The sequence below is a fragment of the Achromobacter insuavis genome (assembly GCF_902859645.1).
Taxonomy (GTDB): Bacteria; Pseudomonadota; Gammaproteobacteria; order Burkholderiales; family Burkholderiaceae_B; genus Achromobacter; species Achromobacter insuavis.
The window spans coordinates 25,675-41,553 of record NZ_CADIJR010000014.1; the positions used below are offsets into that span (position 1 = coordinate 25,675).

The window sequence follows — 15,879 nt, forward strand, 5'->3', positions numbered from 1 at the left end:
GGCGCCCATGGCGCCGCCCGCCGCTCACCCCTCGCGCGCGACCTGGCGCAGCGCCTGCTCGAACACGTCGGCCGGCTGGCCGCCGGACACCAGGTACTTGCCGTTCAGGATCACCGACGGCACCGAGGTAATGCCGCGGTCGCGCCATTCGGCCTCTTCCTTGCGCACCTCTTCGCTGTAGCGGCCCGAGGCCAGCACCGCGCGCGCCTCGGCCGCATCCAGCCCGGCGTCCGCCGCCGCCTGCACCAGCACCTCGACGTCGCTGGTGTCCTGGTTGTCGTAGTGATAGGTCTCCAGCAGGCGCTTCTTCAACGCCGTCTGGCTGCCCTGCCCCTCCAGGCCGGCCCAGTGCAACAGGCGATGGGCGTCGAAGGTATTGAACGAACGGTTGTCGTCGCCCATGCGCATGCGCATGCCGACCGCCGCGGCGCGCTCGCTGATCACCTTGCGATTGGCCTGCACCTGCTCGCGGCTGTAGCCATACTTGGCCATCAGGCGCTCGATGGTGTTCTGCCCGCCCTTGGGCATGTCGGGATTCAGCTCGAACGGACGGAAATGCAGCTCGACCTCGGCCTCGCCGCCCACCCGCTCGATCGCGGTCAGCAGGCCGCCCAACCCGACCGCGCACCAGGGACAGGCGACATCGGACACGAAATCAACAGTGATCTTGGACATGGAACTCTCCGGGAACAGAGAGCTAGCGTAGACCAAAGCACGACATCACGGCCAAGAAACCATGGACGCGCCAGGGCCGCGACGCCTAGCGCGCCGCGTTCCGACCAAACAGGATCCGCTCGATCGCCCGCACCCTATCCCGGCGCCGCCTGACCGCGCGCACCGGCCTGCCGAACACGCGCTTGCGCTGCGTGGCTTCCCGGCTGGCCTGCAGATGCTCGATGAACACCTCGTCGCACGACGCATTGTCGGTCTTGTCGAAGATCCAGCAATAGGCAACGGGCAGCCGCGCCTGCCGATAACGCGGCTCGGCGGACAAGGCGTCGCGGGCCAGCAGGCGCTCCAGCACCCGCTGGTCCCACTCGTCGGGATTCTCCGCGCAGGCCTGCGCCCAGGCTTGCAACAGCGCGGCGGCGGCCGGCGTATGGTTGATGAACAACGTGCCGCTCAGCAAGTGCCCGTCGGGCTCATGGTAGGCGGCGATATCGCAGTCCAACGCGGCCAGCGTCGGCCACGGATCGCGATGAAACACCGCGTCCACGTCGACATACAGCAGTGGCCCCGTGTGCTTCTTGCGCATGGCAACCAGCACCGATGGCTTCATGGACGCATTGCGCACCCAGGACCCGGCGGATTCGATCGGCTCGGCATCGACGGCAAGCCCCAGCCGTTCCGCCGAGCGCAGCAGGCGATTCTTTTCCGCCTCGTAAATGCTGTCGCAGGTGAAAAACGCCACCACCATGCCCGTGGCACTACCTCGTCGCCCGCCCGGCGCCACCTTGTCCGGCCCCGGAAAGCTCGGAACCCCTCGCGCCTGCTCCGCGGACCAGCCGAACCACCTGCGTCGAAACCAATCGAACATGATGCGCCACGCTATTCAAGATCAGGTACAGCGGGCATACCGGCAACGTCATGTCGACAGCGCGGAGGCAGGCTCGCACAACGCTTCTCCCGCCGTAACGCGACGCACGATGGTGCGGGCGGTACAGGCGCGGGATCGAAGCGCAGGCAGAGTTTATGGATCGACGCGATACGCGTCGACGCAATTGCAATCAGTCGAAATTCAAATCGCCACGCTGAAATAATTCTTCGCGCGGCCTCCCTCTGAAGCGCCGTTCCAGGCCCAACAGAACTTTCAACCGGCTTTCCGGGCAGGGCTTGCCGCGCGTCGGGAAAATCCCGACGGCGTGAGTGCTGTTGCCAGCCGGCTCAGGCGTATTGCGCGAGGCCGCCTCCCAGCGACCAGTTTTCCTTCAGCACCTCGACGAGGTTCACGAACACATCCTCGGGCCGCAGGCCGGGATTTTCGCCAAGCAATTGCGCAATCCGCCGGAACAACGCCTTCTTCTGTTCCAAGCTACGCGTGTTGTTCGCGGTGATCTGGATGAACACCAGATCGTCGCTTCGCGCGATATCGAGGTAAGTCGCCCCGTAGCGGAAATTCGCGGCCTCATGCTCGGTCATGACCATGAACTGGTCATCCTCGGGAACATTGAATGTCTCGCGCAGCGCGCGATAAACGCTGTCAAAGATCGCTTGCCTATAGGCCTCCGGCTTTCCGGAGCGCAATGAGATATGAGCGAACGGCATGGGAAGTTCCTCCTTTGTGGTCCCGCTGCCCATTATCCATTCTGATAACGTATGCATTTTTATTTCAACGATAAAGTTTTGAAATGACCAAGCGCGCCCTCGACCTGGAGGCGGTCAGAGCCTTCATCCGCATTGCCGAGCTGGGCAGTTTCACCCGCGCCGCCGAATCGCTGCAGACCACCCAGGCGGCGATCAGCCTGAAGCTCAAGCGGCTTGAAGACCGGCTGGATTTCAGGCTCGTCGAACGCACGCCCCGGCGCGTGGAGCTTTCAGCCCACGGCGCGACTTTTCTCGAGCACGCGCGCAAGCTCATCGAGGCGCACGACCGGGCGGTCTCGGTCGTCGCGGGAACGCGGCAGCGTCTCGCCATCGGCATCAGCGACCATGTCGCGGGTCCGGAACTGCCGGCGCTGATCGCACGCATGAACGCGCAGGATCCCCGGCTGCTGATCGAAATCCGGATCGGCTCGTCGGCCGAGCTGCTGCAACGTTTCGACCGCAGGGAGCTCGATACGGTGATCGTCCGCTTCCAGGCGGACCGCGGCGATGGGGAAATCCTCGCCGAAGAAAAGTTCGGCTGGTTCGCCATGCCCGGCTGGCAACATCGGGCGGGAGAACCGCTGCCGCTGGCCACGATGGCCGAGCCCTGCGGCGTGCGCGCCCTGGCCGGGCAACTGCTCGATGAGGCCGGCATACCCTGGACCGAAGTGTTCGTGGGCGGCGGCGTGATGACGGTCGCCGCCGCCGTCATGGCGGGGCTTGGGGTGGCCGCGCTGGCCCCACGCATGGTGCCGTTCGGCGCGGTCGACGTCGGTCCCAGGCTGGGGCTACCGGATCTGCCGCGGCTGCCCATCCTGCTGCATACCCGGGTCAGGAACAGCCGCTCGCAGGATGCGCTGGCCGCGCTCTCGGCGGCCTTTCGCGGCGCGGTGCGAAGCTGATCGCCAAAGCCGGATCGGTCAAGCGGTGTCGCGGGTCGCAGGCCACTTGAGCCCTCAAGGGAACGCCGCTTACCGCGGCGTCCTCGCCGGAAAACAAAAAACCCGCAGGACCAATGTCCATGCGGGTTCTGGGGCAAGCTGATGGCGGGCGACCGCGCGGCAACGCTTGTGAAATTCTTGGCGGACAGAGGGGGATTCGAACCCCCGATACGCTTTTGACGTATACACGCTTTCCAGGCGTGCGCCTTCAACCACTCGGCCACCTGTCCTGATCTGGTACGCATTCCGAAAAATGCGAATCCGCGATTCTAGCAGATCGGCAAGAAAGCTGCATTGGCGGCGCGGCAAAAGAAAAAGGGGACGCGATTGCGTCCCCTTTTTGCCACGAGCCTCCCGGCCAGCCGCGCGACGGCGGCGCCGAGGCCGCCCGCCGCCCCCTCACGCGTTGGGCGGATCCTGCTCGCGGTACGAACCGACGGTGCCGTCCGGCTCGGTTTCCTCCAGCCTCACGCGAAAGCCCCACAGCCGCGCCAGGTGCTTCATCACCTGCTCGGCGTCCTCCGCCGCCAGTGGCCGGCCGCGGCTCGTCAGGTGGCGCAGCACCAGCGAGCGATCGGTGTCGCGGTTAAAGCGCACCACCTGGATGTCCGGCACCTGGTTGTCGCGGTTGTGCTGCGCGGCCAGCAGGCGGCGGATGTCGCGGTAGCCGTCGTCGTCGTGGATGGCGGCGACTTCCAGCTTGGGATTGGCCTGGTGGTCCGAGATCGCGAAGAAGCGGAACTCGCGGATCAGGCGCGGCGACAGGTACTGCGAGATGAAGGACTCGTCCTTGAAGTTGCGCATGGCGAAGTCCAGCGTCTTCAGCCAGTCGCCGCCGGCGATGTCGGGAAACCAGCGGCGGTCCTCGTCGGTGGGCTTCTCGCAGATGCGGCGGATATCCGACATCATCGCGAAGCCCAGCGCATACGGGTTGATGCCGCCGTAGCCACGCTCGTCGAAGCCGCGCTGGCTGACGACGTTGGTGTGGCTCTGCAGGAATTCCATCATGAAGCCGTCGTTGACCAGCCCCTTCTCGTGCAGCCGGTTCAGGATGGTGTAGTGCCAAAACGTGGCCCAGCCTTCGTTCATCACCTTGGTCTGGGTCTGTGGGTAGAAGTACTGGGCGACCTTGCGCACGATGCGCACCAGCTCCTTCTGCCACGGCGCCAGCTTGGGCGAATACTTCTCGATGAAGTACAGCAGGTTCTCTTCCGGCTCGGGCGGGAACACCGACGCGGCCACCCGCTCGTCCTTGTCGGCCTCCAGCCGCGGCAGCGTGCGCCACAGGTCGTTGTACTGCAGGCGCGCGTGCTCCTGGCGCTCGGCCTGGCGCGCGGCCTCTTCCTTGTACGAGATCGGCGTGGGCCGCTTGTAGCGGTCGACCCCATGGTGCGACAGCGCATGGCAGGAATCCAGCAGCGCCTCCACCGCGTCGATGCCGTAGCGGTCCTCGCAGTCCATCACGTACTTGCGGGCGAACACCAGGTAGTCCAGCACGCCATCGGCGTCGGTCCACTGGCGGAACAGGTAATTGCCCTTGAAGAACGAGTTGTGGCCGTAGCAGGCGTGCGCGATCACCAGCGCCTGCATCGTCATGGAGTTCTCTTCCATGAGATACGCGATGCAGGGGTTGGAGTTGATCACGATCTCGTAGGCCAGGCCCTGCATGCCGCGCCGATAGAACTGCTCGTTGCGGATGAACTCCTTGCCATACGACCAGTGCGGATAGCCGATGGGCAGGCCCGCCGACGCATAGGCGTCCAGCATCTGCTCCGAGGTGATGACCTCGATCTGGTTCGGATAGGTGTCCAGCCCGTACTCGCGCGCGACCTGCGAGATCGCGTCGTCATAGGACTGGATCAGTTCGAACGTCCATTCGGAACCTTGCGACAGCGGCCGGGGGCTGCCGGCCGACTCCGGCTCCACGAGTGCGCCCAGGATGGCATTCATGCGGTTTCCTTCTTGAACAGGTCATGGAACACGGGATAGATTTCCCCGCGATCGCAAATCCGCCGCATCACGAAATGCGGCGCCAGCTTCTGTTCATATTCCGCCCACAGGCTGCTCTTGCGCGCCTCCTGCGAGTCGGGAACCTCGATATAGGCGAAGTAGCGCGTGGCCGGCAGCAGGTGCTCGGCCAGGAAGCGCGCGCTCTTGCCCGCGTCGGCGCCGAACGAGTCGCCGTCGCTGGCCTGTGCCGCATACACGTTCCAGGCCGTGGGCGGATAGCGCTTCTCGACGATCTCGCGCATCAGCTCCAGCGCCGACAGCACGATGGTGCCGCCGCTCTTGGGATCGTAGAAGAAGGTCTGCTCGTCCACTTCCTCGGCATTGTCCGTGTGGCGGATGAAGACCAGGTCGACGTGCTCGTACTTGCGCGACAGGAACAGGTACAGCAGCGTGAAGAAGCGCTTGGCCAGGTCCTTCTTGCCCTCGTCCATCGAGCCGGACACGTCCATCAGGCAGAACATGACCGCGCGCGCCATCGGGATCGCGACCGACACGCGGTTGCGGTAGCGCAGGTCCAGGTCGTCCAGGAACGGCACGCGCGCCAGGCGCTCGCGGCAGTCCTCGACGTCCTGCTCCAGGGCCTTGATCTGGTCGGCGGGCTCGCCCGCCGCCTTGGCCTTGGCCAGGCGCTCTTCCGCGTCTTCCAGGTCGGCCCGCGCCTTCACGCTCAGCGCCACCCGCCGCGCCAGCGACGACTTCAGCGTGCGGCTGATGCTGAGCATGCTGGGCGAGCCGGTGGTGGTGTAGCCGGCGCGCTGCCATTTCTTCTGGCTGACCTCGCCCAGCTGGGTGCGCGCCAGGTGAGGCAGTTCCAGGTCTTCGAAGAACAGGTTGAGGAATTCGGCCCGCGACAGGCTGAAGGTGAACTGATCGACCGCCTCGCCCTCGCCGGGCTCGGACCCGCCTTGGCCTTCTCCTCCCTGAGGCCGGTCGAACGTGTCGCCCTTGGCGAACTCGCGATTGCCCGGATGCACCATTTCCCGGTCGCCGCCCGCGCCGTGCCGGAACGTCGGCTCGGAAATATCGCGGGCGGGCAGGTTGATCTCGCCGCCCTGATCCATGTCCTGGATCGAGCGGTCGCGGATCATCCCGTGGACCGCCTTGCGGATCTGGTCCTTGTAACGCCGCAGAAAGCGCTCCCGGTTAACGGCGCTCTTGTTGCGCCCGTTAAGACGGCGATCGATCAGTGAATTCATGATTCACCTCGCTCAGGAAGACTTCCTCACACGGAGGTACCACTCGCACAGCAGCCTGACCTGCTTCTCCGTGTAGCCCTTTTCCACCATCCGGTCGACGAAGCTCTGGTGCTTCGACTTGTCCTCGGCCGACGCCTTGGCGTTGAACGAGATCACCGGCAGCAGGTCTTCCGTGTTCGAGAACATCTTCTTCTCGATCACCTCGCGCAGCTTTTCATAGCTGGTCCAGGTCGGGTTGCGGCCATTGTTGTTGGCGCGCGCCCGCAGCACGAAGTTCACGATCTCGTTGCGGAAGTCCTTCGGATTGGCGATGCCGGCCGGCTTCTCGATCTTCTCCAGTTCGTCGTTCAAGGCGCTGCGGTCGAAGCTCTCGCCGGTTTCCGGGTCGCGGAATTCCTCGTCCTGGATCCAGCAGTCGGCGAACGTGACGTAGCGGTCGAAGATGTTCTGGCCATACTCCGAGTACGACTCGAGGTACGCGGTCTGGATCTCCTTGCCGATGAACTCGGCGTAGCGCGGCGCCAGGAAGCCCTTGATGAACTCCAGGTAGCGCCGGCGGATTTCCTCCGGATAGTCCTCGCGCCCGATGCGCTGCTCGAGCACATACATCAGGTGCACCGGATTGGCCGCCACCTCGGTCTGGTCGTAGTTGAAGACGCTGGACAGGATCTTGTACGCGAAGCGCGTCGAGACCCCGTTCATGCCTTCGTCGGTGCCGGCGTAGTCCTTGTACTCCTGCAGCGCCTTGGCCTTCGGATCGACGTCCTTCAGGCTTTCGCCGTCATAGACGCGCAGCTTCGAGTAGATGCTGGAATTCTCCGGCTCCTTCAGCCGGGTCAGCACCGAGAACTGCGCCATCATGTCCAACGTTCCCGGCGCGCACGGCGCCGTCGACAGCGAGCTGTGATGCAGCAGCTTTTCGTAGATGCGGACCTCTTCCGAGACCTGCAGGCAGTAAGGCACCTTGACGATATAGATACGGTCGAGGAACGCCTCGTTGTGCTTGTTGTTGCGGAAGGTCTGCCATTCCGACTCGTTCGAGTGCGCCAGGATGCAACCGTTGAACGGGATCGCCGAGAAACCCTCGGTGCCCTTGAAGTTGCCTTCCTGCGTCGCCGTCAAGAGCGGATGCAGCATCTTGATCGGCGCCTTGAACATTTCCACGAACTCGAGCAGGCCCTGGTTGGCCAGGCACAGGCCGCCGGAATAGCTGTAGGCGTCCGGGTCGTCCTGCGAATGGCGGTCGAGCTTGCGGATGTCGACCTTGCCGACCAGCGACGAGATGTCCTGATTGTTCTCGTCACCCGGTTCGGTCTTGGCGATCGCCACCTGGCGCAGCACCGACGGGTTCAGGCGCACCACGCGGAATTGCGAGATGTCGCCGTCGAACTCCTTCAGGCGCTTGACCGCCCACGGCGACATGATGCCCGTGAGGTAGCGGCGCGGAATGCCGTATTCCTTTTCGAGCGTGTCGCCGAAGCGTTCCGGATGGAACAGGCCAAGCGGCGACTCGTTCACCGGCGAGCCCTTGAGCGCGTAGATGGGGAAGCTCTCCATCAGCACCTTGAGGCGTTCGGCGATGGACGACTTGCCGCCGCCGACCGGCCCCAGCAGATAGAGGATTTGCTTGCGCTCTTCCAGTCCCTGCGCGGCGTGCTTGAAGAACGCCACGATCTGCCCGATGACGTCCTCCATGCCGTAGAACTCCTGGAACGCCGGATAGCGCCGGATGGTCCGGTTGGAAAACAAACGGGAAAGACGTGGGTCGTTGCGCGTATCCACGATTTCAGGTTCGCCAATCGCCGCCAGCATGCGCTCAGCGGGGCTGGCGTATGCCATCGGGTCGCGTCGGGCGAGGTCCAGATATTCCTCTAGGGAAAGCTCTGATTCCTGTTCTCTTGCATACTGCGACTTGAAGCCTTCGACGATGTTTTGCACGGAAACCTCCTACAACACGCGAAAAAGCCATGACGTCCCTACGTGTCCCCATTGTGTGCCTCAGTGCTTCAGCGTGACTAGTCAATCTCGCTATAAGCAATCTCGGCACGGTCGTATGTTGCTTTCGCCACACATCAACCAAGAGCACGATCGGGCCCTTTCCGTTTAGGCTGCACCCTGGAGACACAAGTTCCGTCAGGGATTGCAACCAACGTGAATAAGTTCACTCGTTCGCCTTCAGCATATCGCTGTAGAACGGGCGCATGACGCAGCCACGCACGAAATGGTCAGCAATGATTTGAAGGGATGAGATATCCCGGTGGATTCTTATGATCCGGAACGCAAGTCCGGTGCGTTCGCTATGCGATGGCAGCGAACGGTCTGAACGGCGCAAGGCGACTGCGTTCAGCAACGTGTCGGTCCGGTTTGTGAAAAGCGCCGGTACGCGACACTGGAATCCGTGGTGACGAGGGCGCGTGGCGGGTCGTGGAGCAAGCCATGCGCGCGTAGCGCCAAGTCATGACCTAGCTTAAGCCCAATTGACGGTTTTGTGGCAATTCATTTGTGCACACGCGGTAAAAAAAAGCTGTCGGATGCTTCGACGCGGACATGCAGGAATCACTCCCAAACTTGCTGCCATCACGCCGCGGGCCGCGCGGGCAAACGCTATGCGGCCGATGGTCCACGGCTATCACGCGGTGGGTTGGCAGCCAGGCATCGAGAGTGCTAATACCCCTTGCGGCGTCAAGGATAGAATCACGCATCCCGCGAAACCGCGTACGACACCGCTTTCAAACACCGTCCGTCCCATCATGCCGCCCCGCTCGCGCCGCCTCATGCAAGGGCTCCGCATCGTCCGCGCGCCGATGCGCTGGCGGCGCTTGGCGGCCGCGTGCGGCGTGCTGTTGCTGGCCGCGTGCGAACGCGCCGCCCCGCCCCTGCCCAACGACGCCTATGTCTGGCAACGGCAATGGACGCCCGCGCTCGTCAGCGCGCTGGCCGAGGGCGCGGATGCGGTGCGGTCATGGCGGGTGCTGGCGGCCGAATTGCGCGCCGACGGCGCCTGGTTCGACGCGGCGCCCGACCTCGCCGCGCTGGCCGCGTCACAACGACCGGTGGTGCTGGTGTTGCGGCTGGATGGCCGCGTCAACGACTTGCGCGACACCGACATCGCCGATCGCGCCATCGCCGCGCTGGCGGCCTGGCGCCAGGCCGGCGTCACGCCGGCCGGCCTGGAAATCGATTACGACTGCGCCACCTCCAAGCTGCCGGCCTATCGCGCATTGCTGGCGACGCTGAAGACCCACCTCGGCGCCAGCCTGCCGTTGTCGATCACCGCCCTGCCCACCTGGCTCGACAGTCCCGCGCTGCCCGCGTTGCTGGCGGTGCCGGACGAAACCGTGCTGCAGGTCCACGCCGTGCAGAACCCCACGCAAGGCCTGTTCGACGCCAAGCGGGCCCGCGCCTGGCTCGATGCCTACGCGCGCCAGACCGGCAAACCCTGGCGCGTGGCGCTGCCTTCCTATGGCAGCCGCGTCGCCTGGGACGAGCATGGCCGGATCGCCGCGGTCGAAAGCGAACGCCCGGCGTTGATGCCGGGCGGCCGCTCGGCCGAGCTGCTGGTCACGCCCGACGCCATGGCGGCCTTCGTCGCCACGCTCGATCGCGATCGCCCGTCGGGGCTGCGCGGCATCGTCTGGTTCCGCCTGCCGACCCAGGCCGACACGCGCGCCTGGAGCCTGCCGACCTGGCGCGCCGTGCTGGCGCGTCAACCGCTGACGCCGCAACTGGAGGTGATCGCCGCCGCGCCCGGCGCCGGCGGCGCGCGCGACGTGCGACTGGCCAACCGCGGCAACGCCGACACCGCGCTCCCGTTCACCGTCCGGCTCGACGCCACATGCGGCGCCGCCGACGGCATCAACGGCTACACCCTTGAATACGATCGCGAGGGCAGGTATCTTCGCCGCGCGCAGGATGGCTTGCTGCGCGCCGGCGCCGAACGCGCCATTGGATGGATCCGCTGTGACTCCGCAACCCCGAGCTTCCATGTACAACCGTAAATCGCTTGCCGCCGCGCTGGCGCTGGCCTGCGCCGCCGGCGCCGGCATCGTCATCGCCTGCGGCCCGGACTTCCCGCCGCAGTTGCTGGACGACCGCGCCGGCACGCTGCAGGGCACGCCCGCCAACTCGTTCGCCTACGAAGCGGCGCGGCTGATGCCGGCCACGGACGCGCTGCGGACCAACGAATCGCCGCTGCTGCCAGACGGCACGTACCGCTCCGACGCCATCCCCGAAGCGTTCGACGCGACGCTGACGCCGGCGCAACGGCAACAGGCTCGGGCGATGCGCGCCCGTCCCGACGGCGACCAGGCCTACGCCGCCGGCGACGGCCTGCCGGAAGCCGCGCGCCTCTACGTCGCCGCCGCGGTGGACTACCGCAGCGCCGCCCAGGCGCCGGACGAACCGCGCCTGGAACGCGCGCGCCAGCGCCTGCTGGCCATCCTGGCGCTGCCGGCGGAACAGGCCGCAACCCGCAGCGTCTGGGCCGCCTACCTGCTGGCCGAAATCGGGGACATCGGAACCACGCCGGCGACGGATCACCCGGCGCAGGCCTATGCCCGCGTGCGCGAACTGGCGCTGCAAGGCGCGCCCGACCCCTTGGGCCTGGCCGTCGCCAGCTACGGCCAGCAAGCGCGCCTGTCGCTGTCCGGCAGCCTGGGCCAATGCGCCTACGAAGACCTGTTCAACGCCTCGCCCTGCATGGATGCGATCGCGCCGGCCGACCTGCAGCAGGCCGTGCGCCTGTATGCCGCCCAGGCCGCGCGCGAGTCGGTCAGCGGCCGCGAATCGTTGCGCCTGATGGCCGACTGGGCGCTGGCCGCGCCGACGCGCGCCATCCGCCTGATCGACGACCCGGTCGGCCAGCGCCTGCTGGTGGCGTACGGCCTGGCCCGGCTGGGCGACATCGTCGACGGCAAGCCCGACAGCGCGCGCGACCCTTTCGCCAACTTCGAGGCCACCGGCCGCCTGAGCCTGGCCGACGCCGCCGACGGCACGCCCAACGTCACGCCCAACCCCGCGCTGCAATCGCTGGTGGCCGCGCTGCAGACGCAGGATCCGCGACGGATCGCCGACGCCGACCGGGTCGCGGCGCTGGCCTACCGCGTCGGCCGCTACGACCTGGCGCAAGAGCTGGCCGACCGGCTCGACACGGCGCTGGCCTGGTGGGTGCGCGCCAAGCTGGCGATCCGCCGCGGCGACAACGAGCTCGCCGCCCAGGCCTACGCCCGCGCGGCGGAGGCGTTCCCGCGCGGTGACGGCAGCGTCGAGGCGGAAGCCGGCGCCCTGCTCAAGGGCGAACAGGGCGTGCTGTCGCTGTCGCGCGGCCAATACGTCGAAGCCCTGGACCAGTTGTACCGGGCCGCGGCGGCGGGCGATGGCGCCCCGCCGCCGGAAGAGGGCTGGCCGCTCTCGCCCTATTGGAACGACGCGGCCTACGTGGCCGAACGCGTGCTGACGACCGATGAGCTCAAGGCCTATGTCGACCGGCTGCCGCCGCCCCCGCCCGCGCCGTCGCGGCCGTCGGGCTTCAGCCGTTACACGACCGACCAGTTCTACGAATGGAGCCGCCTGAACCAGCCGCCCGTCCATGACCGCCTGCGCCAGCTGCTGGCGCGGCGGCTGGTGCGGGAAAACCGGGTGGCCGAGGCCTTGCCGTACTTTCCCGCGGATTCCGATCCCCGCTTCGCCTCGCTCGACTACGACAACGGCAACTGGAAGATCCGGGAGTCCGATGTCCGCCAGCGCGCCGCCCAGTACGGCGACGCGCTGCAGGCCGCGGGCAACGCCTGGGGCCGCACCACCCGCGCCGAAGCCTGGTACACCGCCGCCACGCTGGCGCGCCGCGACGGCATGCGCATCATGGGCTACGAACAGGGACCGGACTACGCCGTCTACGAGGGCAACTACTCCGCCGGCGCCGGCCGCGACGCCAACCCCTGGTGGCGCGAGGCCCGCGCCGATGCCGGCGTACCGATGGAAACGCCGCGGCAGCGCGCCGAGGCGGACCTGCCCGGCCCCTTCGTAACGCAGGAAGAACGCGTGCGCTACGCGGCCAGCGAGGCGCGCCCCAACGTACGCTATCACTACCGCCAGATCGCCGCCGACTACGCGCTGAAGGCGGCCGACGAACTGCCGACCCGCTCGCAGGCCTTTGCGGCCACGCTCTGCCGCGGCGCCCGCTACGTGATCGACGACACGCCGGAGCGCGCCACCGCCATCTATCTGCGCTACGTGGATCAGGGCGCCCAGGTGCCCTTCAGCGGCACGTTCGGCCGCGAATGCCCGGAACCGGACTTCCAGTCGGCGTCGCGCTTCCACTATATCCAGGCATGGAAGGCCTGGGAACGTGTCCGCAAGCAGCATCCGGGCGTGTTGCTGGCCGCCGGCCTGCTGGCGCTGTCGGCGCTTGGCGCCGGCCTGTGGGCCTGGCGCAATGGCGCGCCGGCCGGCAACGGCAAGAAGCGCCAGGATCCGTTGGCGTAAAAAGCGCCCCGCACGGGCGCTACGGCGTCCCGGCGGCGGGCAACTCGACCCGCCGCAGCAACCCTCGCCAGTGCTCCGGCACCCGGGCGCGCAGGCGCAGGTCGGCCGCCACCCGCTCCGCCTCGATGAATTCGTAGCGCGGAGCGGCGTCCAGCCGTTCCAGCATGGGCAGCTTGACCACGCCGGCGGCGTCGCCCAGCAGCATCGGCGCCATATAGATAAGCAGCTCATCGATGCAGCCGGCCGCGACCAGCGCGCCGCTCAGGCCGGCGCCGGCCTCGACGTGGACTTCGTTGAACTGCTGCGCGGCGAACCAGCGCATCATGGCCGGCAGGTCGACCCGGTCGGGCATCTCGGCGGGCAGCGCCACCACCCGCACGTTCCTGGCCTCCAGCCGCGCCTGCTTGGCGGCGTCGGCGCGGGCCGTAAACACGATGACCTCGCCGCCGTCGAACAGGCGCGCGTCCTCGGGAATCTCGAAGCGGCCGTCGACCACCGCCCGGCGCGGCTGGCGCGGCGTCTCGACGCTGCGCACGGTCAATTGCGGATCATCCTTGAGCACGGTGCCGATGCCGGTCAGCACCACGCAGCTGCGGGCGCGCCAGCGATGGCCGTCGGCGCGCGCCTCCGGGCCGGTGATCCATTGCGACAGGCCGTTATGCAGCGCGCTGCGGCCGTCCAGCGACGCCGCCATCTTGAGCCAGGTCCAGGGCAGCCCGCGGCTCATGCGCGAAATGAAGCCCGCGTTCAGGGCCAGCGCCTCTTCGCGGCAGATGCCGGTGGTGACGGCGATGCCGGCCTCGCGCAGCCGCGCCAGGCCCTTGCCGTTGACCAGCGGATTGGGATCGCCGATCGCCACCACCACGCGCGCCGGCGCGGCCGCCAGCAGCGCATCCACGCACGGCGGCGTGCGGCCGAAATGACTGCAGGGTTCCAGCGTAACGTAGACGGTGGCGCCCGCCACCGATTCGCCGCGCGCCTGGGCATCGCGCAGCGCGCAGACTTCGGCATGCGGGCCGCCGGGCGGCTGGGTCGCGCCCTCGCCCAGCACCCGGCCGTCGCGCACGATCACGCAGCCCACGCGCGGGTTGGGCGCGGTCGAATACATGACGGTCTGCGCCAGGGCCAGGGCGCGCCGCATCCAGGACAGGTCGTCGGCTTGGCCGGGGGTCGGGCTGGAATTCATCATCATGGCCAAATTGTATGTCCGCGGCGGGCCCGCGGCACGCCGGGCCCGCCGGCGCCGACGGAGGCGCTATGATGGCCGCAGCGGCCTGAAATGGATGTCCGTTTTAGGCCGACGCAGGTCTGGAGACGGCCTCGCCCGGGAGCCGGGGCAGGCACACAATACGCAACGTACCTCCTGAAATCCCACGGCACGGAGCCCGCCGCCATGAAACAAGCATTGATCGTCATCGACGTCCAGGATTCCTTCCGCCAGCGTCCGTTTTGGGACGAATCGGAATACCCGGCATTCGTCTCGCAACTGCAGGGCCTGATCGACGCCGCCCGCGCCCGCGACATCCCGGTGCTGCAGGTGTTCCACATCAGCGCCGCCAACGACCCGGCCAATCCGTTTTCGCTGGCCTCCGGCCACGTCAAGACGCTGAAGGAACTGCGCATCGCCCCCGACGCCGTGTTCCACAAGACCGTGCATTCCTCGCTCTACGCCAAGGACGCCGACGGCGCCACGCTGCAGGAATGGCTGCGCAAGCACGGCATCGAAGGCGTCATCGTCAGCGGCATCCGCACCGAACAGTGCTGCGAAACCACCACCCGCCACGCCAGCGACGACGGCTTCAAGGTGGTGTTCCCGACCGACGCCACGCTGACCTTCGCGATGCAGAGCCCGTCCGGCAAGCACTACACGCCGGCCGAGATCCGCGACGCCACCGAGCTGGTGCTGCAGGGCCGCTTCGCCCGCATCGCCCGCGCCGCCGACGTCTTCGCGGACGCGCAATAAGGCGACCAGCCATGATTCCCGTGCACTTCGTATTGCCCAGGGGAATCGTGCTGCTCGACGTGGCCGGGCCGGCCGAGGCCTTCCGGGTCGCCAACAAGCTGTGCCCGGACGCCTTCTCGCAGCATTTCTGCGGCCCGTCGACCGAAGTCGAAAGCGGCATTCCCGGCCTGCACCTGGCCCGGATCCAGCCGCTGCCCGAGAAACTGCCGCCCGAGGCGCTGGTGATCGTGTCCGGCGTGGTCGGCAAGCACATCCGCCTGGATGAGCCCGAGGCCCGCGTCATCATCGACTGGCTGGCGGCGCGCCATCCGGCCGACGGCTTCACCCTGATGACCGTCTGCGCCGGCGCCCTGTTCGCCGCCGCGGCAGGCCTGACGCGCCAGCGCGACTGCACCACGCACCACAGCTGCCTGGCGCAGCTGGCCGACCTGGATCCCAGCGCCCGGCTGCACGACAACCGCATCTTCGTGGAAGACGGCAACCTAGTCAGCAGCGCCGGCATCACCGCCGGCATCGACCTGGCGCTGCACATGGTGGCGCGCCATTGCGGCCCGCGCGTGGCCAGCGAAGTGGCGCGCGACATGGTGGTGTACCAGCGCCGCGCCGGCACCGACTCGGCGCTGTCACCCTGGCTGGAGCACCGCAACCACATGCATCCGGGCGTGCACCGGGTGCAGGACGCGGTGGTGCGCAACCCCGCGGCGCCCTGGTCGGCGCAATCGCTGGCCGAGCAGGCCCACACCAGCGCCCGCCACCTGACGCGGCTGTTCCGCGAGCATGCCGGCTGCACGCCGATGGACTACCTGTATCAGATACGCGTGGCGCTGGCGCGCGACATGCTGCGCGAGACCCGCTTGAACCTGGAGTTGGTGGCGGAGAAATCCGGCTTCGGCTCGGCCCAGCATCTGCGCCGCGTGTGGCGCCGGTTCCAGCCGCAGACGCCCAGCATGGCGCGGACGGTGGCGCTTTAACGCGCCGGGCC

General features: G+C 67.3%; 12 protein-coding genes and 1 tRNA gene. 5 read left to right on the forward strand and 8 right to left on the reverse strand.

Going from position 1 to position 15,879, the window contains the following annotated elements; all coding sequences use genetic code 11:
• Nucleotides 1–24: 24 nt before the first annotated feature.
• From H0523_RS10305 to H0523_RS10315, 3 genes are all read right to left on the reverse strand, one after another.
• Nucleotides 25–675 carry a DsbA family oxidoreductase gene (locus tag H0523_RS10305; protein WP_054432793.1) on the reverse strand — a complete coding sequence of 217 codons (651 nt, stop codon included), beginning with the start codon at nucleotides 673–675 and terminating at the stop codon, nucleotides 25–27.
• A gap of 85 nt (nucleotides 676–760) precedes the next feature.
• Nucleotides 761–1,537 (reverse strand): putative nucleotide-diphospho-sugar transferase, encoded by a 777-nt coding sequence (locus H0523_RS10310; RefSeq protein WP_231689804.1) that lies wholly within the window; start codon nucleotides 1,535–1,537, stop codon nucleotides 761–763.
• A gap of 347 nt (nucleotides 1,538–1,884) precedes the next feature.
• Complete coding sequence (locus H0523_RS10315) at nucleotides 1,885–2,265, reverse strand: tautomerase family protein (RefSeq protein WP_054432851.1); 381 nt, start codon at nucleotides 2,263–2,265, stop codon at nucleotides 1,885–1,887.
• 83 nt (nucleotides 2,266–2,348) lie between these two features.
• Here H0523_RS10315 and H0523_RS10320 point away from each other — a divergent pair, with 83 nt between their 5' ends.
• Complete coding sequence (locus H0523_RS10320) at nucleotides 2,349–3,206, forward strand: LysR substrate-binding domain-containing protein (protein ID WP_054432796.1); 858 nt, start codon at nucleotides 2,349–2,351, stop codon at nucleotides 3,204–3,206.
• Between the two features lie 178 nt (nucleotides 3,207–3,384).
• Here H0523_RS10320 and H0523_RS10325 read toward each other — a convergent pair.
• The 4 genes from H0523_RS10325 to H0523_RS10340 form a co-directional block, all read right to left on the reverse strand.
• Nucleotides 3,385–3,475: transfer RNA gene (locus H0523_RS10325), tRNA-Ser, on the reverse strand.
• Between the two features lie 169 nt (nucleotides 3,476–3,644).
• The gene (locus tag H0523_RS10330) at nucleotides 3,645–5,195 is read right to left on the reverse strand and encodes a SpoVR family protein (RefSeq protein ID WP_082404658.1); all 1,551 of its coding nucleotides are present in this window, start codon (nucleotides 5,193–5,195) and stop codon (nucleotides 3,645–3,647) included.
• Nucleotides 5,192–6,451 (reverse strand): YeaH/YhbH family protein, encoded by a 1,260-nt coding sequence (locus tag H0523_RS10335; RefSeq protein ID WP_054432798.1) that lies wholly within the window; start codon nucleotides 6,449–6,451, stop codon nucleotides 5,192–5,194. The genes H0523_RS10330 and H0523_RS10335 overlap by 4 nt, the downstream gene beginning before the upstream one ends.
• Before the next feature lie 12 nt (nucleotides 6,452–6,463).
• On the reverse strand, nucleotides 6,464–8,380 hold the full coding sequence (locus H0523_RS10340) for a PrkA family serine protein kinase (RefSeq protein WP_369816849.1): 1,917 nt from the start codon (nucleotides 8,378–8,380) through the stop codon (nucleotides 6,464–6,466).
• Between the two features lie 845 nt (nucleotides 8,381–9,225).
• Between H0523_RS10340 and H0523_RS10345 the strand changes: the two genes are divergently transcribed.
• Nucleotides 9,226–10,449 carry a DUF3142 domain-containing protein gene (locus H0523_RS10345; RefSeq protein ID WP_231689803.1) on the forward strand — a complete coding sequence of 408 codons (1,224 nt, stop codon included), beginning with the start codon at nucleotides 9,226–9,228 and terminating at the stop codon, nucleotides 10,447–10,449.
• Nucleotides 10,436–12,934, forward strand: coding sequence for a hypothetical protein (locus tag H0523_RS10350; RefSeq protein WP_054432802.1), 2,499 nt, complete (start codon nucleotides 10,436–10,438; stop codon nucleotides 12,932–12,934). Before H0523_RS10345 ends, H0523_RS10350 begins: the two co-directional genes overlap by 14 nt.
• A 19-nt stretch (nucleotides 12,935–12,953) precedes the next feature.
• Here H0523_RS10350 and ribD read toward each other — a convergent pair whose 3' ends face one another.
• Nucleotides 12,954–14,123, reverse strand: coding sequence for a bifunctional diaminohydroxyphosphoribosylaminopyrimidine deaminase/5-amino-6-(5-phosphoribosylamino)uracil reductase RibD (ribD, locus tag H0523_RS10355; protein ID WP_054432853.1), 1,170 nt, complete (start codon nucleotides 14,121–14,123; stop codon nucleotides 12,954–12,956).
• A 204-nt stretch (nucleotides 14,124–14,327) separates the two neighbouring features.
• Between ribD and H0523_RS10360 the strand changes: the two genes are divergently transcribed.
• Complete coding sequence (locus H0523_RS10360; protein WP_054432804.1) at nucleotides 14,328–14,897, forward strand: cysteine hydrolase family protein; 570 nt, start codon at nucleotides 14,328–14,330, stop codon at nucleotides 14,895–14,897.
• Nucleotides 14,898–14,908: 11 nt separating this feature from the next.
• A complete protein-coding gene (locus H0523_RS10365; protein ID WP_054432805.1) occupies nucleotides 14,909–15,868 on the forward strand; it encodes a GlxA family transcriptional regulator in 960 nt (319 codons plus the stop codon).
• Nucleotides 15,869–15,879: the final 11 nt, after the last annotated feature.

Coding starts and splice junctions, on each gene's coding strand:
- H0523_RS10350 (WP_054432802.1), top strand. CDS start 10,436: ATGTACAACCGTAAATCGCTTGCCGCCGCGCTGGCGCTGGCCTGCGCC.
- H0523_RS10335 (WP_054432798.1), bottom strand. CDS start 6,451: ATGAATTCACTGATCGATCGCCGTCTTAACGGGCGCAACAAGAGCGCC.
- H0523_RS10360 (WP_054432804.1), top strand. CDS start 14,328: ATGAAACAAGCATTGATCGTCATCGACGTCCAGGATTCCTTCCGCCAG.
- H0523_RS10310 (WP_231689804.1), bottom strand. CDS start 1,537: ATGTTCGATTGGTTTCGACGCAGGTGGTTCGGCTGGTCCGCGGAGCAG.
- ribD (WP_054432853.1), bottom strand. CDS start 14,123: ATGATGAATTCCAGCCCGACCCCCGGCCAAGCCGACGACCTGTCCTGG.
- H0523_RS10320 (WP_054432796.1), top strand. CDS start 2,349: ATGACCAAGCGCGCCCTCGACCTGGAGGCGGTCAGAGCCTTCATCCGC.
- H0523_RS10315 (WP_054432851.1), bottom strand. CDS start 2,265: ATGCCGTTCGCTCATATCTCATTGCGCTCCGGAAAGCCGGAGGCCTAT.
- H0523_RS10365 (WP_054432805.1), top strand. CDS start 14,909: ATGATTCCCGTGCACTTCGTATTGCCCAGGGGAATCGTGCTGCTCGAC.
- H0523_RS10345 (WP_231689803.1), top strand. CDS start 9,226: ATGCAAGGGCTCCGCATCGTCCGCGCGCCGATGCGCTGGCGGCGCTTG.
- H0523_RS10330 (WP_082404658.1), bottom strand. CDS start 5,195: ATGAATGCCATCCTGGGCGCACTCGTGGAGCCGGAGTCGGCCGGCAGC.
- H0523_RS10305 (WP_054432793.1), bottom strand. CDS start 675: ATGTCCAAGATCACTGTTGATTTCGTGTCCGATGTCGCCTGTCCCTGG.